General features: G+C 35.3%; 19 protein-coding genes, 1 tRNA gene and 1 pseudogene. 17 read left to right on the forward strand and 4 right to left on the reverse strand.

Annotated elements, in window-relative coordinates:
• The 11 genes and pseudogenes from ABY285_RS06260 to ABY285_RS06310 all read left to right on the forward strand — a co-directional run.
• Positions 1-145 (forward strand): annotated as a pseudogene (locus tag ABY285_RS06260) (U32 family peptidase); the annotation flags it as partial.
• Positions 146-181: 36 nt separating this feature from the next.
• On the forward strand, positions 182-412 hold the full coding sequence (locus ABY285_RS06265; protein ID WP_372768156.1) for a ferredoxin: 231 nt from the start codon (positions 182-184) through the stop codon (positions 410-412).
• 112 nt (positions 413-524) lie between these two features.
• Positions 525-1757, forward strand: a complete 1233-nt coding sequence (locus tag ABY285_RS06270; RefSeq protein WP_372768158.1) for a stage 0 sporulation family protein — start codon at positions 525-527, stop codon at positions 1755-1757.
• Between the two features lie 31 nt (positions 1758-1788).
• On the forward strand, positions 1789-2235 hold the full coding sequence (locus tag ABY285_RS06275) for a gliding motility lipoprotein GldH (RefSeq protein WP_372768224.1): 447 nt from the start codon (positions 1789-1791) through the stop codon (positions 2233-2235).
• Positions 2232-4520: a transglycosylase domain-containing protein gene (locus tag ABY285_RS06280; RefSeq protein ID WP_372768160.1), complete on the forward strand. Its 2289-nt coding sequence runs from the start codon at positions 2232-2234 to the stop codon at positions 4518-4520. The genes ABY285_RS06275 and ABY285_RS06280 overlap by 4 nt, the downstream gene beginning before the upstream one ends.
• 10 nt (positions 4521-4530) lie before the next feature.
• Positions 4531-5232, forward strand: a complete 702-nt coding sequence (locus ABY285_RS06285) for a CoA transferase subunit A (RefSeq protein WP_372768162.1) — start codon at positions 4531-4533, stop codon at positions 5230-5232.
• A gap of 3 nt (positions 5233-5235) precedes the next feature.
• Complete coding sequence (locus ABY285_RS06290; protein WP_372768164.1) at positions 5236-5892, forward strand: 3-oxoacid CoA-transferase subunit B; 657 nt, start codon at positions 5236-5238, stop codon at positions 5890-5892.
• A 137-nt stretch (positions 5893-6029) separates the two neighbouring features.
• The gene (locus ABY285_RS06295; protein ID WP_372768166.1) at positions 6030-6791 is read left to right on the forward strand and encodes an exodeoxyribonuclease III; all 762 of its coding nucleotides are present in this window, start codon (positions 6030-6032) and stop codon (positions 6789-6791) included.
• Between the two features lie 23 nt (positions 6792-6814).
• Complete coding sequence (locus ABY285_RS06300) at positions 6815-7765, forward strand: OmpA family protein (RefSeq protein ID WP_372768168.1); 951 nt, start codon at positions 6815-6817, stop codon at positions 7763-7765.
• 6 nt (positions 7766-7771) lie between these two features.
• A complete protein-coding gene (locus ABY285_RS06305; protein WP_372768170.1) occupies positions 7772-9298 on the forward strand; it encodes a LysM peptidoglycan-binding domain-containing protein in 1527 nt (508 codons plus the stop codon).
• Entirely contained in the window at positions 9298-10272 is a 975-nt protein-coding gene (locus tag ABY285_RS06310) for a DUF4837 family protein (RefSeq protein WP_372768172.1), read from the forward strand. Before ABY285_RS06305 ends, ABY285_RS06310 begins: the two co-directional genes overlap by 1 nt.
• Before the next feature lie 62 nt (positions 10273-10334).
• Here the strand turns inward: ABY285_RS06310 and ABY285_RS06315 are convergent, their stop codons facing one another.
• A complete protein-coding gene (locus ABY285_RS06315; protein ID WP_372768174.1) occupies positions 10335-12014 on the reverse strand; it encodes a glutamine--tRNA ligase/YqeY domain fusion protein in 1680 nt (559 codons plus the stop codon).
• Between the two features lie 218 nt (positions 12015-12232).
• Between ABY285_RS06315 and ABY285_RS06320 the strand changes: the two genes are divergently transcribed.
• From ABY285_RS06320 to ABY285_RS06345, 6 genes are all read left to right on the forward strand, one after another.
• On the forward strand, positions 12233-12448 hold the full coding sequence (locus ABY285_RS06320; RefSeq protein ID WP_372768176.1) for a zinc ribbon domain-containing protein: 216 nt from the start codon (positions 12233-12235) through the stop codon (positions 12446-12448).
• Between the two features lies 1 nt (position 12449).
• Positions 12450-12818 (forward strand): dihydroneopterin aldolase, encoded by a 369-nt coding sequence (gene folB, locus ABY285_RS06325; protein WP_372768178.1) that lies wholly within the window; start codon positions 12450-12452, stop codon positions 12816-12818.
• Between the two features lie 103 nt (positions 12819-12921).
• A tRNA-Cys gene (locus tag ABY285_RS06330) sits at positions 12922-12992 on the forward strand.
• Between the two features lie 94 nt (positions 12993-13086).
• A complete protein-coding gene (locus tag ABY285_RS06335) occupies positions 13087-13947 on the forward strand; it encodes an MBL fold metallo-hydrolase (protein ID WP_372768180.1) in 861 nt (286 codons plus the stop codon).
• 16 nt (positions 13948-13963) lie between these two features.
• Positions 13964-15607, forward strand: coding sequence for a S8 family peptidase (locus ABY285_RS06340; RefSeq protein ID WP_372768182.1), 1644 nt, complete (start codon positions 13964-13966; stop codon positions 15605-15607).
• A gap of 102 nt (positions 15608-15709) precedes the next feature.
• On the forward strand, positions 15710-17548 hold the full coding sequence (locus tag ABY285_RS06345) for a M1 family metallopeptidase (protein ID WP_372768184.1): 1839 nt from the start codon (positions 15710-15712) through the stop codon (positions 17546-17548).
• 81 nt (positions 17549-17629) lie between these two features.
• Here the strand turns inward: ABY285_RS06345 and ABY285_RS06350 are convergent, their stop codons facing one another.
• The 3 genes from ABY285_RS06350 to ABY285_RS06360 form a co-directional block, all read right to left on the reverse strand.
• On the reverse strand, positions 17630-18475 hold the full coding sequence (locus ABY285_RS06350; protein WP_372768186.1) for a mechanosensitive ion channel family protein: 846 nt from the start codon (positions 18473-18475) through the stop codon (positions 17630-17632).
• Positions 18476-18635: 160 nt separating this feature from the next.
• Positions 18636-19796, reverse strand: a complete 1161-nt coding sequence (gene alr, locus ABY285_RS06355) for an alanine racemase (RefSeq protein WP_372768188.1) — start codon at positions 19794-19796, stop codon at positions 18636-18638.
• The gene (locus ABY285_RS06360; protein ID WP_372768190.1) at positions 19793-20947 is read right to left on the reverse strand and encodes an amidohydrolase; all 1155 of its coding nucleotides are present in this window, start codon (positions 20945-20947) and stop codon (positions 19793-19795) included. The genes alr and ABY285_RS06360 overlap by 4 nt, the downstream gene beginning before the upstream one ends.
• Positions 20948-21261: the final 314 nt, after the last annotated feature.

Consider the following 21261-nt stretch of genomic DNA (forward strand, 5'->3'; position numbering starts at 1 on the left):
AGAAATGGAAGTGACCCAAATGTTTATAAATGACATTAAGGGAGAAAAAGCCCAAAAAGGAGATTCTTGTACTTTTAAAATAGATTTTAGAATTCGTCCGTCGGATAAATTGTATAAAATTGTTGAAAATGTAGTTGAAGCTTAAAGGTCAAAATTAAAATCTAAAAATATTAAATCAACTATGGTAATTATCACATTGCAAAGGGCCAAGTGCATTGGTTGTAATTACTGTGTTGAACAGGCAGCTGCCCAGTTTCAAATGTCGAAAAAAGACGGTAAAGCTGTGCTGCTTCGTTCAATAGAAAAAAGGGGTTTTTTCACCCTAAAATCAGCGGATGTAGGCATTTTGGAATCTGTTACAAAGGCCAAAGAAGCCTGCCCCGTAAAAATTATTGACGTAAAACAAACATAATACGCGTATTTTATCGTTATACGGTTAATAATATTAATGATATCTTTACAAATTAGTGAAGTGGGTAAAATTGATTTTCAGTTTTACTGAACAATATAAAACATAAAAATATATGAGCTGTAATAGTTGCTCTACAGATATAAATACTGTGCCGAAAGGCTGTAAAAGTAATGGAAATTGCGCCACTGATGGTTGTGAGAAACTTTCGGTTTTCGACTGGCTATCCAACATGTCACTGCCAACAGGGCAGGAACCGCTTAACATTGTTGAGGTTAGATTTAAAAACGGACGAAAACATTTTTATCGAAATGTTGATAATTTGCAAATTTCTATAGGAGATATCATTGCAGTGGAAGGAAATCCGGGCCATGACATTGGAACGGTTTCACTTACCGGTGAATTGATTAGGATTCAGATGAAGAAAAAAGGCGTTGCCTTTGATAGTGAAGAAGTAAAGAAAATTTACAGAAAAGCAACCCAAAAAGATATTGATATCTGGAAAGCTGCCCGGGAAAAGGAATACGAAACGCAATATAAGGGCAGGGAAATTCTTGGCAGACTGGGTATCAAAATGAAACTGTCTGATGTTGAGTACCAAGGTGACGGCAACAAAGCCACCTTTTATTACACAGCCGATGATCGTGTTGATTTCCGACAATTAATTAGGGATTTGGCAAGTACTTTCAGTATTAGAGTTGAAATGAAACAAGTTGGATTGCGTCAGGAAGCAGCCCGACTTGGAGGTGTGGGGTCCTGCGGAAGAGAGTTGTGCTGTTCAACCTGGTTAACAGATTTAAGAAAAGTAAATACCACTGCGGCGCGCTATCAGCAATTGTCGTTAAATCCACAAAAATTAGCCGGCCAGTGCGGAAAATTAAAATGCTGTTTAAATTATGAATTAGATACCTATTTAGACGCTTTAAAAGATTTCCCCCGACAAGACATTGTTTTAAAAACTAAAAAAGGAGAAGCCGTTTTTATTAAAATGGATATTTTTAAAAGAGTACTGTGGTACACTTATAAAGAAGACAGAAATAAGTGGTTTAAACTTACCGTGGATAACGTAAAAGAAATAATAGACTTAAATAAAAACAATGTTCCCGCAACTTCTTTGGAAGATTATGAATTTGAATTATTGGTTGAAAATGTTGTTGAATTTGAGGATGTTGTTGGGCAAGACAGCTTAACGCGATTTGACGTTCCAAAAAGAAAAAATAAAAAGAAACACAAAAATAAACCTAAAAATTTGCAAACCCCGGTTCAATCGCAACAAGTGAGCGGCAGTTCAAAAAACAAAAAACAAAGACCTCCAAAAAGAAGTGCAAACCCAAATAAAAACATATAGACAACTCAGTTTACTGACCTTTACTTTTTTGATGTTGTCATGCAACTCAAATGCCGTTTTTGATCAATACATACCAATTGAAAAACAAGAGTGGCATTCAGAAAAGAGCGTTGATTTTACCCTAAACAATATGGATACCATTTCATTAAATAATGTATTCATTACCCTCAGAAATAATAAGGATTATGAGTTTAGTTCCTTGTTCCTAATTGCCAAACTTGAAATGCCTAACGGCTTTAAAGTGATAGACACTCTGGAATACGAAATGACGGACGCTTCCGGTAAGTGGCTGGGTTCGGGATTTACGGATCTTAAAGAAAACAAACTGTTTTATAAGGAAAATGTTGTATTTTCTGAAATAGGCACCTACAAATTTTACATTCAGCACGCAACACGCGGCATTAATGATATTGAAGGAAAAAACCCTTTAAAAGGCATCACTGATGTTGGACTAAGAATTGAAAAAGAAAAAAAATGACAAAAACAGAAACAAATAACAATCAATTTTTGAAATATATTAGATGGTTCTGGATGGCCATTCTTGGAGGAATTACCTTTATCATCCTGTTATTTTTGTTGGCCTCTTTTGGTGCTTTTGGCAAACTTCCCACTTTTGAAGAATTGGAAAGTCCCGAAAAAAACACGGCTTCAGAAGTGATTTCAATAGATGGAAAAACATTGGGGAAATATGCCTATGAAAATAGAACTCCCGTAAAATATAAAGATTTACCCGAAAATTTGATAAACGCTTTGGTTGCTACCGAAGACGAACGTTTTTATGATCATTCGGGAATCGATTTTAGAGCCTCCATACGCGCTGTTGTGATGTTGGGAAGTGAAGGAGGCGGAAGTACCATAACACAGCAATTGGCCAAACTTTTGTTTCACGGAGAAGGATCCAGAAACATCGTGGAAAGGGTTCTTCAAAAAGTAAAGGAATACGTGATTGCAATTCAGTTAGAACGCCAATATACCAAACAAGAAATTTTAACCATGTACTTAAACAAGTACGATTATTTGAATTTGGCGGTGGGTATTCGTTCAGCGTCTCGAATTTATTTTGGAAAGGAACCGATTGACTTAAAAATAAAGGAATCTGCAATGTTGGTTGGAATGCTTAAAAATGCTTCTTATTTTAATCCCCTAAGAAGAGAAGAATTGGTGAAAAATCGTAGAAACGTGGTTTTAAATCAAATGTATAAAAATGATTTTATTTCGGAAAAGCAGAGGGATTCATTACAAAAAACACCTTTAAACTTAAATGTAAATAAAGAAGGCCATAGCGATGGTTCCGCAACTTATTTTAGGGAATACCTGCGTGACTTTATGAAAAGCTGGATAAAGAACAATCCAAAAACTGATGGTACCGAATACAACTTGCACCGGGACGGGCTCAAAATTTACGTTACCATAGATTCGCGTATGCAAAAATATGCTGAAGAAGCTATGAAAGAACATATGGCCAACTTGCAACGCGTATTTAATAAAGAACAAAAACGCAACAAAACAGCGCCGTTTTACGACTTAGACAAAGACCAGATTGCATTTACTATGGGGCAGGCTATGAAACGTTCGGGGCGTTGGATTCGTATGAAATCAAATGGAGCTTCAGAGCAAGAAATCAAGGCTTCTTTTGATGAAAAAACAAACATGAGCGTTTTTTCCTACAAAGGCGACATAGACACCATTATGTCTCCTTATGATTCTATTCGCTATTACAAACGCATTTTGCGATCGGGATTACTATCCGTTGAGCCACAAACAGGCCATGTAAAAGCCTGGGTTGGTGGCGTAAATTATAAACATTTTCAATATGATGCGGTTAAACAACAAAAACGTCAGGTAGGTTCTACCTTTAAACCTTTTGTATATGCTGCGGCAATTAACCAATTGAAATTATCGCCTTGTTATAAATTACCAAATACACCCTATACGGTTCCAAAAGAAAAATATGGCATGCAAGAAGATTGGACACCAAATAATTCGGATAATAAATATGGCGGGGAATTAACTTTAAAACAAGCATTGGCGGGTTCGGTAAACGTTATTACCGCAAAGCTAATTGATATGGTGCATCCTAAAACGGTGGTTAATTTGGCCAATAGTGTTGGAATAGAAAGTGAAATTCCTGAAGTGCCTTCAATAGCACTGGGGTCTGTGGATTTATCCTTATATGAAATGGTTGGAGCATATTCAACTTTTGCAAATAAAGGTTTAAGAGTGGAACCTATGATGCTATTAAAAATTGAAGATAAAAACGGAATGGTCTTAGAGCAATTTATGCCAAACTCGAAAGAAGCTATAAGCGAAGAGTCAGCTTATGTGATCACTAATTTATTGGAAGGTGTTACAGAATCAGGTTCGGGTATTCGTTTACGTACCAGTGGAGCAAGTTATCCTGATGATGTGGTAACTGGCTACCCGTACCAATTTGTAAATCCAATTGCAGGAAAAACAGGAACAACCCAAAACCAGTCTGATGGTTGGTTTATGGGCATTGTGCCTAATCTGGCAACCGGAGTTTGGGTTGGCGGTGAAGATAGAGCCGTACATTTTGCTGGGATTAGTAAAGGACAGGGCGCAACCATGGCGTTGCCAATTTGGGGGCTGTATTATAAAAAATTGTATGCAGACCCAACTTTGAATGTTAGCAAAGAAGCTTTTGAAAGACCCGAAGAATTGAGTATCGAAATAGATTGCAGAAAACAAAAAAGCGATAACGACACATCCGACATAAAAACAAACGAGGATCCTGAATTTTAAAAGATAAATTATGATAAACAAAGTAGTAAAAAATGCACAAGATGCTTTACAAGGCGTGGAAAACGGCATGACCTTTATGCTCGGTGGATTCGGTTTATGCGGAATTCCGGAAAACTGTATTTCAGAATTAGTGAGGTTGGATATTAATAATTTAACATGTATTTCCAACAATGCCGGAGTTGATGAATTTGGTTTGGGGCTTTTATTAAAAAAACGTCAAATTAAAAAAATGGTTTCTTCTTATGTTGGTGAAAATGAAGAATTTGAACGTCAAATGCTTTCAGGAGAGTTAGAGGTAGAATTAATACCACAAGGAACTTTGGCCGAGAGATGTAGAGCTACGGGAGCAGGAATTCCTGCATTTTATACACCTGCAGGTTACGGTACAGAAGTTGCAGAAGGAAAGGAAACCAGAGAATTTAATGGTAAAATGTATGTACTGGAACAGGCTTTTAATTCCCAATTTGCATTTGTTAAAGCTTGGAAAGGAGATACTGCGGGAAATCTTATTTTTAAAGGAACCGCACGCAATTTTAATCCGATGATGGCTATGGCGGGTAAAATAACAGTTGCTGAAGTTGAAGAATTGGTTGAAGCTGGAGAATTAGATCCAAATCAAATTCATATACCTGGTATTTTTGTGCAACGAATTTTTCAAGGAACAGGGTATGAGAAACGAATAGAACAACGTACAGTAACTCCAAAATCTTAAAAAATGGCTTTATCAAAACAAGAAATAGCGCAAAGAATTGCCCAAGAATTACAAGATAAATGGTATGTAAATTTAGGAATCGGAATTCCAACATTAGTAGCTAACTATATTCCTAAAAATATAGATGTTGTTTTTCAGTCTGAAAACGGAATGCTGGGTATGGGGCCATTCCCAATAGAAGGTGAAGAAGACGCCGATTTAATTAATGCAGGAAAACAAACGGTCACTATTTTAAAGGGCGGTTCTTTGTTCGATTCTGCAATGAGTTTTGCTATGATTCGTGGACAACATGTTCAGTTAACTGTTTTAGGGGCCATGGAAGTTTCTCAAAATGGAGATATCGCAAACTGGAAAATTCCAGGCAAAATGGTAAAAGGTATGGGTGGAGCAATGGACTTGGTGGCGTCTGCAGAAAACATTATTGTTGCAATGATGCACACTGATAGAAGCGGTGAATCGAAATTATTAAAAAGCTGTACTTTACCATTAACAGGTGTAAATTGTGTTAAAAAAGTAGTCACAAATTTGGCTGTATTAGAAATTAAGAACAACGCATTTTATCTTATAGAAAGAGCTCCGGGAGTTTCGGTTGAAGAAATTGTAGCAGCTACAAAAGGAACCTTAATTATTGAAGGAGAAATTCCTGAAATGAAGTTTTAATAAAAAAGGCTAAGGTGATGCTTTCCTTTTTATAAATAATAAAGGCTTAATGAAACGAGCATTGCAAATTTTGACACACAAAGGAATAATTTATGGCGAACAGCATCTGTTACCGCTATAAAATAAAATTTAAACAGATGAAAATAATATCATACAATGTCAACGGAATCAGAGCTGCGGTAAACAAGGGATTTATTGAGTGGCTAGAAGCTGCGAATCCGGATGTCATTTGTTTGCAGGAAATAAAAGCGCATAAAGAACAGTTAGATCTAAGTTTGTTTGAAAATGCCGGCTATAATTATCATTATTGGTTTTCAGCAGAAAAAAAGGGCTATAGCGGGGTGGCAATTTTATCAAAAACAAGGCCCGACAAAGTAGTTTACGGTACTGGAATTGCCTCAATGGACTATGAAGGAAGGAATTTACGCATAGATTTTGGAAATGTTTCAATAATGAGCTTGTATTTACCTTCCGGAACCAATGATGATCGATTGGAGTTCAAATTCAACTACATGGCTCAATTTCTTGACTATGTAAACAACCTCAAAAAAGAACTTTCCAATATTATTATTTGTGGCGATTACAATATTTGCCATACAGAAATTGACATTCATAATCCGGTTCAGAACAAAAACACCTCCGGGTTTTTACCCGTTGAGCGCGACTGGCTGGGGAATTTTATAGACAGTGGTTTTGTTGATTCGTTTCGTCATTTAAACAAAGAACCACATCATTACAGTTGGTGGAGTTACAGAGCAAATGCCAGAAACAACAATAAAGGCTGGCGCATAGATTACCATATGGTAAGCGATGAGATGAAAGACAGGATTAAAAGAGCCTATATTTTACCGGAGGCAAAACATTCAGACCATTGTCCCATCGTAGTCGAAATTGAATAATTAAAATAAATAAAAGCAGTACAATGTTAAAAAAAGCAGCAATTCTATTCATTATAGCAATCACATTAAACTCGTGTGTGTCAAAAAAGATATATCAGGAATTAGAAACAAAATTCAATAATTTGCGTTCTTCAAACTCATCATTGATTGAAGAAAAAGATAATTTATTGACTGCAAAAAAAACGTTGGAAGCCGATTTAGAAAAGCTTAACAGTGATTATGACGCTCTCAAAATCCAAAAGGAAATATTGGATACCGAGTTCATTTCTCTTCAAAATAGATATAAGAATTTAGACGAATCTTATAACGCGCTTTCAAGCCAAAGTTCAAAAAAACTGGCTGAGCAATCTCAAAAAAATCAGGAATTGTTATTCCAATTGGAAGAGAAAGAAAGAAAATTGACTATTGAAAGTCTCCGTTTGGAAAAAATTCAAAGTGAATTGGCAGAACGTTCTAATCAAATTAATGAGCTTCAGGGTTTAATTGATGCAAAAGAAGCCCAAATGCAACAGTTGAAAAATGCCATTTCCAGTGCATTGCTTAATTTTGAAGGAAAAGGATTGACCGTAGTTCAAAAAAACGGAAAAATTTATGTGTCTATGGAAAATAAATTGCTTTTCGATTCAGGAAGTTGGGCAGTTGGAAGTGAAGGAAAAAATGCCGTTGAACAGTTGGCAAGTGTTTTGTCAAAAAATCCTGATATCAATGTACTCATAGAAGGCCATACAGATAATGTTCCATACACAGGAGCAACCATCATAGACAACTGGGATTTATCTGTCAAACGCGCAACAGCTATTGTTAGAATTTTACAAAACAAAGGCGTAAATCCAACGCAAATTACAGCGGCAGGAAGAAGTGAATATGTGATGGTTGGTTCAAATACAACTGCTGAAGGAAAAGCAAAAAACAGAAGAATTGAAATTATTCTGGCGCCTAATTTAGATGAAATTTCAAAACTGTTAAACAACTAATCTCCTATGAAAAATTTAATATATATTGCGTTTTTATTGTTTTTTGGTTTCGGGTTTTCACAAACGAAATCAGAGACTTCAGAACCTGATAAAAACGAAAATCCAAAAGAATTTTTATCAGACAGTGCGCTATTATTTTTTAAAAATCCAGATTCTTTAGTGCTTCAAATTCATTCAGATGCCATGTTAATTGATAGTTTGTGGATGAATGAATTGGTGAAATCGCCTTTATATGATACCGAGCAGTATGTTTTGGAAGACGATGAAATATTGGTTACGGATCTTGAAGAGTTACCAACAAATTTATTAAAAGAGCGTTTGAAATATTTAAACAGTAAAACTCCCTTTAAAATTGAATACAACCCTCAGTTAGAGCAAGTAATAAGAACCTATTTGCAAAAAAGAAAATCTTCGCTTTCTACTATTATGGAAAGAGCACGTTATTTTTTCCCCATGTTTGAGGAACATTTGGCGAAATATAATATTCCTTTGGAATTAAAATATTTGGCGGTTGTAGAGTCGGCTTTAAATCCAAATGCACGTTCTCGTATGGGCGCAACGGGGTTGTGGCAATTCATGTATCAAACAGGAAAGATATATAACTTAGAGGTAAGTTCTTATATAGATGAACGTTCAGATCCGTACAGAGCTACCGAAGCTGCTTGCATGTATTTAGAAAATTTATATCAAATATACGGAGATTGGAGCATGGCATTGGCGGCATACAACTCTGGACCCGGAAATGTTTCTAAAGCAATCAGACGATCTGGAGGAAGTACCAATTATTGGAATATACGGGAATACTTACCTCGTGAAACCGCCTCATATGTGCCCGCCTTTTTTGCTACTTTATATATTTTTGAATTTGCAAATGATCACAATTTAAAATCAAAGGAAAATGCAATGTCATATTACGCAACAGACACTGTTCAGGTTAAAAGACAATTAACTTTTGGGCAAATTAATGAAACCTTAAACGTTGATGTTGAAGTCCTGAAATTTTTGAATCCACAATATAAACTGGAAATTATTCCATATATAAAAGACAAAAATTACACGCTTACACTGCCCGTAAAAGATATTGGGAATTTTGTTAGCAACGAGCAATTGATCTATGCCTATGCAGATGTAGAAGATGCAAAACGAGAAAAGCCAATTCCGGAATATGTGGTAATGAAGGACAGGATTACACATAGAGTGAAAAGCGGTGAATATTTAGGGAAAATTGCAGCCAAACATGGGGTTTCGGAAAGCAGCTTAAAACGTTGGAATAATTTAAAAAGTACAAGATTGCAAATAGGGCAGAAACTGGTGATTTATCCAAAAAATGCACCCCCGGTTGTTTCTTCAAAAACGGCTCCAACAAAAAAGGATAAAGGGGAAGACACTTATTATATTGTAAAATTAGGAGATTCACTTTGGTCTATTTCAAAAAAATATTCGAATGTTTCTGTACAAAATATTAAAGAATGGAACAATATTTGGAGTGTAAAAAGCCTGAAACCCGGAATCAAATTAAAAATATTTAATTAATGAAAAAGATCGGATTATTTTTAGCAATAATTTCATTGTTTATTTCCTGTGATACAGGAGGCAATCAAAAGACATTGAAAGAAGCAAACGGCAGAATGAATAATTTGCTTATTGTCATGAAAAACAGTGAATGGCAAGGCGAAATTGGCGATGAATTGCGAAAAATTATTGCTGAACCTGTTTTAGGTTTGCCACAGCCAGAAGCGCAATTTGAAGTAACGCAAGTTCCGCCGGAAAGTTTTGGGACTATGTTTAAAGCCAGCAGAAGCATTTTAAATATTGGAATTGTAGATAAAAATTCTTTCACGGCTGTTTCAGATGTATATGCATCACCCCAAAAAATAATTACCATTACAGGCAAAGATAAAGCAGGACTGATTCTGGAAATTCAAAATAATGGAAAAGCACTGATTTCTGAATTCAAAAATGCAGACTTGCTTACAGTGCAACGCTCAATTTATAAAGATTACTGGGATCCTACAAAAATGGAGACCTTTAGCAAAAACGGTTATTCTGTAAAAATTCCAAAAACCTTTAGCAAAGTTGATGATACAGGAAATTTTGTTTGGTATCGCATGCGTTTGGATGGTGGAAATAGCATGGAATTATTTTCCTACACGGTTCCTATTAAATCCATTGATGATGAAAACGGAAATAACCTGGTTGCCATCAGAGATACTATTGGTAAAAAGTACATTCCCGGAGAAATTGAAGGGTCGTATATGATTACTGAAGAAGCCTATACGCCGCATATTTTTGACGTAAAACTAGATGGAAAAAACGCACTTGAAGCCAAAGGAAAATGGGAAGTGAAAGGTCTTTATATGGCCGGTCCTTTTTTAAGCTATTCTGTAATAGACAAAGCAAATAACAGATTGGTGGTGGTTGAAGGTTTAACTTATGCACCTTCCATGAACAAACGCGATTATATGTTTGAATTGGAAGCGATCATGAAAACTATCAAGATAAATTAAATCAAAAAACGGTCTTCTGCAAAATTAATTCTTCAGAAGACCGTTTTTTTACAAAATTAAACCTAATCACTCATTTTTGCCCAACTGTCTCTTAGTGGCACAGTTCTGTTAAATACCAAATGGTTTGAAGTGGTATCTTTATCAACACAAAAATAGCCCAAACGTTGAAATTGGAATCGGTCCAAAATGTTGACTTCTTTTAAACTTGGCTCAACAAAAGCTTCAAGAACCGTTAAAGAATCGGGATTTAAAAAGTCTTTAAAATCTTTGTCTTTGTGGCTGTCTGGCGCTTCTTCTGTAAACAATCGGTCATAAACCCTAACTTCAGCTTTTACGGCATGTTTAATAGAAACCCAGTGCAAAGTGCCTTTTACTTTACGTTGGCTTGCTTCTGTTCCGCTACCGCTTAAACTATCGGTATCATACGAACAGTGAATTTCGGTAATTTCGCCGTTTTCGTCTTTAACAACGGATTCCCCTTTAATAATATAAGCGTTTTTTAAACGGACTTCTTTGCCTATAGAAAGCCTAAAGAATTTTTTATTGGCTTCTTCCTTAAAATCTTCTTTTTCAATATAAATTTCATTGCTAAAAGGCACTTTTCTAAAACCAGCGCTTTCATCCTCCTGGTTGTTTTCAGCCGATAACCATTCTTCTTTTCCTTCAGGATAATTGGTAATCACCAATTTAATCGGATTTAAAACTGCCATAACGCGTGGCGCCGTTTTGTTTAAATCGTCTTTAATGCAATGTTCCAGCAAAGCCACATCGGTTACGTTGTCACGCTTTGAAATTCCTGCGGTTTCACTAAAAGTTCTGATGGATTCCGGTGTGTAACCTCTTCTTCGCAAACCCGAAATGGTTGGCATTCTTGGATCATCCCAACCTGTAACAATTCCTTCTTCAACCAATTGCAGCAATTTGCGTTTGCTCATGACTGTATAACTTAAATTTCTTCTTGCAAATTCGCGTTGTTTCGGACGTAATTTTGACGGATCAGAAACTTGGTCAATATACCAGTCGTATAAATCCCGGTGACTTTTAAACTCCAGCGTACAAATAGAATGTGAAATTTGCTCAATATAATCGCTTTCACCATGTGTCCAGTCATACATTGGGTAAATACACCAATCATTTCCCGTTCTGTGGTGGTGTCTTTTTAAAATGCGATACATAATTGGATCTCGCATATGCATATTCACGTGTTTCATGTCAATTTTTGCCCGCAAAACGTGAGAACCTTCTTCAAAATCGCCATTTTTCATTTTTAAAAACAGCGTTAAATTTTCTTCAATAGCCCTGTTTCGGTTCGGACTGTCAGTTCCCGCTTCGGTTGGGGTTCCTTTTTGCAAAGCCATTTGTTCTGAAGATTGGTTGTCAACATAAGCATTTCCTTCTTTTATCAGCTGAATTGCCCAATCATATAATTGCTGAAAATAATCGGAAGAATACAATTCTTTGTCCCATTTAAAACCCAGCCATTGCACATCATGTTTTATGGAATCTACATATTCCTGTTCTTCTTTTGCAGGATTCGTATCATCAAAACGCAGGTTAACCGGCGCATTATATCGCAATCCCAAACCAAAATTTAAGCAAATAGAAGCCGCGTGGCCAATATGCAAATAACCGTTTGGCTCAGGCGGAAATCTAAATCGTAATTTTTCTTTTGCCAAACCATTCGCTAAATCATCTTCAATAATTTGCTCAATAAAATTCAGCGATTTTTTTTCTTCACTCATAATAACAGGAAAATTATAAGGTGCAAAATTATTGATTTTTTTTGGCAATGCAACTACAAAACACTTTGCTAATTAGTATATTTGGATAATATTATGGTTATAAATCGAATAGTTTACAATATTCGCTTTTGTTTCCTTGAAAAATGAGGATGTTTTAAATAATCCCGAAGAATAATAGCAGCTAAGAAATTCAATCACAAAAATAAAATATCTAATAAATGAATACAAAACCACTAAGTTATACTTGTCCGAAATGCGCCAACAAAACTTATATAATTGGTGAAATGAGAGCAACAGGAGGAATCTTTTCGAAAATATTTGATATTCAGACCGAAAAATACACTTCGGTTACTTGCGGGAATTGTAAATACACTGAATTTTATAAATCCACCACCAAAGCTTTGAGCAATATTTTTGATTTTTTTACAAGTTAAAATGGGAATTATAAAGTTAAAAAATATAAGAGTTTACGCCTACCATGGTTGTTTACTTGAAGAAGGGAAAATTGGTTCCGATTATCGTGTAGATGTTTCGGTAAAAGCGGATTTAAGTACGTCGGCACAAAGCGACAACCTTTTTGACACGGTAGATTATGTTCATTTAAACAAAATTGTGAAACAGGAAATGGCAATTCGCTCCAAATTGCTGGAAACGGTTGTGAAGCGCATTTTGGAGAGAATTTTGCTGGAAATCCCTTTGGTTGAAAAAGCAGATGTTGCTGTTTCAAAAATAAATCCGCCAATTGGCGGAAATGTGGCGATGGTAACAGTTGAAATGTCAAAAGTTAGAAAGTTTGAAAATTGAAAAGTTGCAAAGCCTGAAGTCAAAAAATAAACAATTTAACACATAAACAATAAAAAAATAATTGCCAACAAATTAAAAATACCTAAATTTGCAATCCGATAATGGCGTTTTGGCCGAGTGGCTAGGCAGAGGTCTGCAAAACCTCGTACAGCGGTTCGAATCCGCTAGACGCCTCAAAAAAAACTCAAGCAATTTTGCTTGGGTTTTTTGTTTTCTTTAACACGATGTTAAATATAAATTCTTGTATATTTGTGTTAAAGTTTTATTTATGAAAATTTACCCTATTGAAACAGGTAACTTTAAACTGGATGGCGGCGCTATGTTTGGCGTTGTTCCTAAAGTAATTTGGCAACGAACCAATCCCGCAGATGAAAATAATTTAATTGACATGGCCTTGCGCTGCATGCTTATTGAAGATGGCGACCGTCTTATTTTAATCGACAATGGTACCGGGAATAAACAAACAGACAAATTTTTTAGCTATTATTATTTCTTCGGTGATTTTTCCTTAGATGCCTCTTTGGCAAAATATGGTTTTCACAGAGATGATATTACCGATATTTTTTTAACCCATTTGCATTTCGACCATTGTGGCGGGAGCATTCAATGGAACAATATGCGAACAAGCTATGAACCTGCCTTTAAAAACGCAAAATTTTGGAGCAATAAAAACCATTGGAAATGGGCCGTAAAACCCAATCCGAGAGAAAAAGCATCTTTTTTAACAGAAAATATAAATCCGATTGAAGAGAGCGGGCAATTAAATTTTGTGGATATACCAACTGGTGATTTTACGAAAAACACCCCGCTTGGTTTTGATATTTTATTTGCAAACGGCCATACCGATAAACTAATGATTCCTCACATTCAATACCAGGAAAAGACCATTGTTTTTGTGTCGGATTTGTTGCCAACCGTTGGGCATATTCCTTTGCCGTATGTAATGGGATATGACACACGTCCGCTATTAACAATGGAAGAAAAAGAGAAATTTTTAAACAATGCTGCCGATAACAATTATTTTTTGTTTTTCGAGCACGATGCAACCAATGAACTTTGTACCGTAAAACACACTGAAAAAGGTGTGCGATTAAACCAAACCTATACATTTAACGAAGTATTTAATTAAACAATAAACAAAAAGGATGAGAATATTTAACCCTATGTATGTTGCTGCATTGGCAACAGTCACATTAGTAAGTTGCGGTTCTGTAAAATCTATTACAGACAAGGCAGTACCAACAATGGATACCACCGTATCCATTTCACAAAAAAAAGGCGCCATTGGCGAAGAACAATTTAATCATTGGGCCCATGCCGATTTGGTTGCTGATACCATACCGGGAATGAGCTTAGACAAAGCTTATAAGTTTTTAGAAGGAAAAAAAGGAGTAACAGTTGTTGTTAGTGTTATCGATTCTGGAATTGATATTGAACACGAAGATTTAAAAGATGTTTTGTGGACAAACACCAAAGAAATTGCAGGAAATGGAATTGACGATGACAATAACGGTTATGTTGATGATATTCACGGATGGAACTTTTTAGGTGGAAACGGTGATGCGGCTCCTGAACAATTGGAAATTACACGTATTGTTGCCAAATTAAACCCACGTTTTGAAGGCAAAACTATTGAAAATATAAGTGAGGCCGATAAAGCAGATTTTAAAAAATATCAAGAATATCTTGAAGCTTATAAAGCTTCTTCTTCAAGACATTTTCAAACTTTGGCTCGCATGGAACAAATAGGCGAAAATTTTGCGGCGGTGAAAAAACACTTAGGTAAAGAAACCTTAACGTTGGAAGATTTACAAGGAATCAATACTGAAGACCAAACGCTAAAAACACAAGTAAATGATTTGATGGGTTTATTTGGAAGAGGTCTTGATGAATCTGCTTATTTGGATTATTACGCCACCCAAAAGAAAATTAAAAACTACGATTTCAATTTTGACGGAAGAGCCATTGTAGGCGACAACCCAGAAGATATGAACGACACAAAATACGGGAACGGATTTGTAATCGGTGATAAAGAAAGCGAATCTCACGGAACACATGTTTCTGGAATTATATTAGCAACCCGTAACAATAACAAAGGATTAAACGGGGTTGCCAATAACGCGAAATTAATGGCAGTTAGAGCTGTACCTGATGGTGATGAGCGCGATAAAGATGTTGCTTTGGCAATCAGATACGCCGTAGACAACGGCGCAAAAGTAATCAACATGAGTTTTGGAAAAAGTTTTTCCCCAAACAAAGAATGGGTTTTTGATGCAATTAAATACGCAGCAGAAAAAGATGTTTTGTTGGTGCATGCTGCCGGAAACGACAATAAAAACATAGACATAAAAGACAATTGGCCAAATGATTCTGAAGATAAAATAAATGAAATTTCAGACAATGTACTTACTATTGGAGCAATGAGTTCTAATTTTAATGAAAACCTACCAGCTTCATTTTCTAATTATGGCAAACTAAATGTTGATGTATTTGCTCCTGGAGTTCAAATTTATTCAACCGTACCTAAAGACGAATATGCAAAATACAGCGGTACTTCAATGGCTTCACCGGAAGTTGCTGGTATTGCAACGTTAGTTCGTTCTTACTATCCGCAATTGTCTGCTAGTCAGGTAAAACACATCATTATGAATTCTGGTGTTAAAGTAAATTTACAAGTGCTTATTCCTGGTCAAAAAGGGGAAAAAGCAGCATTTTCCAATTTGTCAAAAGCAGCAAGCATTGCAAACGCTTACAACGCGTTATTGTTGGCTGATAAAATGGTAAATTAAACACAAAACTTATAATTTTCTGTTAAAAAAACACACGGTCTAACTGTGTGTTTTTTGTTTTCTAAAGATATGTATATATTGCAGTCCATAAATGAACCTCTCATGAAAAGACTTCTTGTATTTTTTATTTCAATTATTTCGTTTACCGTTTTCGGGCAAACCAGCACGGCTTATTATTGGCAGCAGCACGCAGATTACAAAATGGATGTGGAGGTAGATGCAGAAAATTATAAATATAAAGGAACACAGGAATTAGCATACACCAACAATTCCCCGGATGTTTTACATAAGGTTTTCTATCATTTGTTTTTCAATGCTTTTCAGCCAAACAGTGAAATGGATGCCAGATTACAGGCTGTTATTGACCCGGACAGTAGAATGGTAAATAATATTGAGACTAAAGAAAATCCAATTTTCGAGAGCAGAATTTCAAAATTAAAACCCAATGAAATAGGTTATTTAAAAGTTCTATCGCTAAAGCAAAATGGAAAAGATGTACAACTGATTACAGAAGGAACAATTTTAAAAGTAACTTTGAAAGAACCGATTCAACCGGGTGAAACTGTAAAATTCGAAATGATTTTTGAAGGACAGGTTCCTGTCCACATTAGAAGAGCAGGCAGAAACAGTGAGGATGGCGTAGCGCTTTCCATGGCGCAATGGTATCCGAAAATGGCAGAATACGATTTTGAAGGCTGGCATGCAGATTCTTATATTGCAAGAGAATTTCATGGTGTTTGGGCTAATTTTGACGTTACCCTTCATATTGATAAAAAATACACGATTGGCGGAACAGGCTATTTGAAAAATCCGCAGGAAGTTGGTCACGGATATGAAGATACTTCAAAATTGTTAAGGCTTCCGAAGGGGAAAAAATTGACCTGGCATTTTATCGCGCCAAATGTTATTGATTTCACCTGGGCAGCCGACCCAAATTATGTTCATGATATTTTAAAAACGTCTAGCGGAACGGAACTTCATTTTTTCTATAAAAATGACAAAAAATATGCAAAAGCTTGGAAAGAAGTACAGCCTTTAACAGAGAAAGCTTTGGATTATTTTAATGAAAATATTGGACAGTATCCTTGGAAACAATATTCAGTGATTCAAGGTGGTGACGGTGGAATGGAATATGCCATGTGTACGTTGGTTGCCGGAGGTGAAACCTTAAATGATATTGTGGGCACTGTTTTTCACGAATTGGCTCACACATGGTTTCAACATCTTTTAGCTACCAATGAAAGTAAACATTCTTGGATGGATGAAGGTTTTACTTCTTATATTTCAAACATGGCTTCTGACTTAATTTTGAAAGGCGGCAACGGAAAACCATCACCAAAAGATTACAGAGGCTATTTTTACGCGGTTAAAAACGACTTTGAAGAACCGTTGACAACGCATTCCGACAGGTTTAATACCAATGCCGCCTTCAGTATTGGAAGTTACACCAAAGGAAGCATGTTTTTATCGCAGTTGAATTATATTATTGGAGAAGAAAATGTGGAAAAAACAATTAAAAAATATTTTGACGATTTTAAATTTAAGCACCCAACACCTAACGATATAAAAAGAACTGCCGAAAAAGTTTCAGGAATTCAATTGGATTGGTATTTAAACGAATGGATTGAAACTACCCATACCATTGATTATGCTATCGCAAAAATTGAGGGTAATAAAATTACGTTGGCAAGAGTGGGTCAGATGCCAATGCCTATTGATGTTTCCGTCACCTATGATGATGGCAGCACGGAAATTTTTTACATTCCTTTACAAATGATGCTTGGCGAAAAACCGACAACAGCAACTCTTTTAAAAAATTGGTCCTGGGCACACCCAACATATACTTTTTCCACTTCAAAAGATGTGAAAGCTGTTGAAATTGACAGTTCTCAACTTATGGCAGATATTCACAGGGAAAATAATGTGTTTGAAAAAGAATAAGCATAAAATCTAAAAATTATTGATTTTATGCTTATTTTTAGTAGCTATATTTCATTTTCAAAAAAATCAAATAAACCTGAATTACGCTTTATACTTTTTAATCTCAACAATAGTTGAAGGTAGATAAAATCCATTTTTTAATAAATTTTGAACGACTTTATCTATGATGGATGACCTAATACTGTTATGATAGGTTTTTGAAGTGCTTTGAAAAGTATCTATCCAAAATAAGATTTTAAAGTTTACGGTGCTGGCCGTCAATTCATCTATAAGAACTGTTGTTTTTTTGTTTTTAGTGTTCAGTACTTCATTTATTTCCAATATGGAATCTGAAATAATTTTAATTCCGTTTGCGAGGTTGCTGTTATAATCAAGGCCAATAATAAATTCATAGCGTAAAAAACCATCCAAAGTATAATTTATTAGCGGATTTTTTAGGATTTGGCCATTGGGAATGAATACATCTTTACCATCAGGTGTTTTCACCAGTGTTTCCCTTAAATTCAATTCCTGAACGTATCCTAATACACTTCCGGATTCGATAAGATCTTTCAGCCTAAAGGGACTTTTAAAAGCAAGTAAAATACCTGCCAAAAAATTTTCTCCAATATCTTTAAAAGCAAAACCTATCACAAAGGTAAGAATCCCGGCTCCGGCCAATATTTGTGAAGTAAAATTTTTAAAACCCAACAAATTTAGAACAACGATAATAACAATTAGCTTTATAATGAAACTGATGACTTGTGAAATAAAATCGGCTGATAAGGTATTTTTTAATCTTGGCTTAATTTTTTTTTGAATCAGCTTTTTTAAACCTCCAGCAATTAGAAAACCAATGGTAAAAACAGCAAGAGCGATTAAAATAATGGGTAGTTTATTCGTGAAATCATTATAAAAATCAGAAAACACATCCATTAATTTATTCATAACTGATAATTTAGAATCTTCACGGTCTTTTTTATTTTTTCGTCATCAGTTTAAGTATTCAATAAAATTGACCGAACCACTACTAAAGATAGTAATTATTCATCAATAAATTAAATAAAACACCATTTTATTGGCTGCTCTAATTGGGAATCAATCATTATCAATCAACTACCAACCTGGGTAAATTTTCAGGTAATCTTGTCAATAATTCATAATTAACCTGATCACTGAAGTCACTAAACGATGAAACGCTTATTTCCAAATCACCCTGTTTTCCAATCAATACCACTTCATCGCCTTTTTCAACCGAGTTAACTTGGTTGGAAACATCGACAGTAATCATATTCATATTTACCGTTCCTACAACACTCGCACGCTGTCCGTTAATCAATACAATACCCTGGTTGCTTAAATTTCTGTTGAAACCATGCGCATAACCTACAGGAATTATGGCTATTTTTAAATCAGAATTAGCGAGATAAGAGGTTCCATAACCAACAAATTCACCTGTTTTAACTTTATTAACATCCATAACCCGACTTTTCCAAGAAATAAGGCGTTGTAATGGATTTTTGTTTTCTTTCTTTTTGGTTAAATATTCAATTAAAATTTCTTTATTGGGAAAAAATCCATATTGAATAATACCCAATCTAACCATATCCATTTGAAATTTCGGGTAACGCAATGCGGCAGCTGAACAAGCAGTATGTTTTTGCTCGGGATTTAAACCTGCAGCATCCACTTTTTTTATAACTTTTCGAAAAACTTGTTGCTGCTTTTTAATTCGATAGTAATTGGCAATACTTTCTGCACCTGCAAAATGCGTACAAAGTCCTTTAAAACACAAATGAGAACTATTATTTTTCAATAATTGAAACACCGCCGGAAGTTGATCCATAGCAAACCCTGTTCTGTTCATTCCTGTTTCCACTTCTATGTGAATTTTCGCAATTTTCCCTATTCTTTTAGCCGTTTCAAGTGCTTTTTCTAAACGGTCTGGCTCAAATACATAAAACTCAATATTGTTTTCAATAGCCCATTCCAGTTTTTCATTGTTTATTAACCCCATTATCATAATCGTACTGTTTTCACTAATTGAGTTATGAACACGCAAAGCCTCATCTGCACTAAATACTGAAAAATGATTGATCCCGCAATTTTCAGCCAGAGGAACAAATACTTCCAAGCCATGACCGTAAGCATTTCCCTTAACTACAGAAGATATTTGTACGCCATCACTAATCAAGTTTTTTAAATATTGAAGGTTATGCTCTAGCGCAGATTTGCTGATTTCCAGATAGGACGTGTGGTATATTTTCATAATAAAATACGTAAACTTATTTCTTGAAACAATTGAATTGCATTAGGTAAAATTTCATCAGGAAAATCATAATCGGGATTGTGTAATGCCGGACTTTTTTTACCTGAGCCAATACCAAACATAGCGCCATTAAAATTTTGTGTGAACAGGCCAAAATCTTCTCCCCATTTAAAAGGAAATTTTCTTTGGAAAATGTCAAAAGACAAACTTGACGCGGCTTCTTTAATTAAGGAAACAGCGGTGTCATTATTTTGATTCGCATAAAATTCGTGAGTCCACGAATAGGTTATTGGCATATTGTGATTTATAGCCGCTTTTTTAATGCAACTGATTAATTCAGTCGTTAATTTTTCCATATTGTCTTCATCCCAAGTACGGATAGTTAATCTGACTTCACCGTAGCCTGCAGAAATTCCGTAAGCGATTTCACCCATTTCAATATGAATTGGCGTTATTAAAGTGAAATCATCCCTTTTTGGATCGTTATTGGAAAGTTTTGCCGATTCCTGCAAAATTTCTGCAATGGCAAGTGCTGGATTTAAGCCATTTTCAGGCTCTGCGGCATGTGCCGTTTTCCCATTGATTTGAATAATAATGCTTTTTACGCCAGCAGTGAATGAATTGTTTTTTATAACAATTTGGTTTAATGGATATCCTGGCAGGTTGTGAAAAGCAAAAATATAATCGGGTTTAAGCATTTTAAATTTCGGATCTGAAGAAATCGCTTTTGCCCCCTCACCATCTTCTTCCGCAGGCTGAAACAACAAAAATATTTTTCCGCTTTTGGGTTTTTGTTCAGTCAGTAACCTGGCCAATCCCAGTAAAACAGTGGTGTGCCCATCATGCCCACATTTGTGTGATACACCGAGAATTATTGAAGAATGTTCAAAGCTGTTTATTTCTTGAATGGGCAAAGCATCTAATTCAGCCCTAAACATAACCGATTTTCCAGGTTTCCCACTATCAAAAACAGCCACAATACCGGTTCCTCCAATATTTTCAATGACCTTGGTGGGCTTGCAGGTTTTTAAAAATTCGGTAACGCTTTTCGCGGTATTGTACTCCTTTCCTGAAACTTCAGGATTTGCATGCAACATTTTACGAAAAGTTACGAGTTCGGTTAATAGTTCTTTATTTAGAGTTGGTTCCATTTGTATTATTTTTTATGCTTTCCGAATTCGTAACAATGATAAATAAAATTTACTGAGAAAAATCGAAAACTAAAAATAAAAAATAATATAGAAATCAAAAATTCTGAATTAGGAAGTTTAGTGGCGTTTGGCAAATATAGCCCGATTTTGATAGAGTTGGGGTGAGGAACTGTTAATGATGTCTTTTTTATAACATTTTTTCATTTAAAAAATATTTAAAAAAAAATTACCGAATAGTACCCAAACAAAGGGTAACCTTATTAAAATAGCATAATTCTGTTAAATTATTTACCTTAGCCACCGAGCTAATAAAG

The sequence above is a fragment of the Lutibacter sp. genome (assembly GCF_041555395.1).
GTDB lineage: Bacteria > Bacteroidota > Bacteroidia > Flavobacteriales > Flavobacteriaceae > Lutibacter.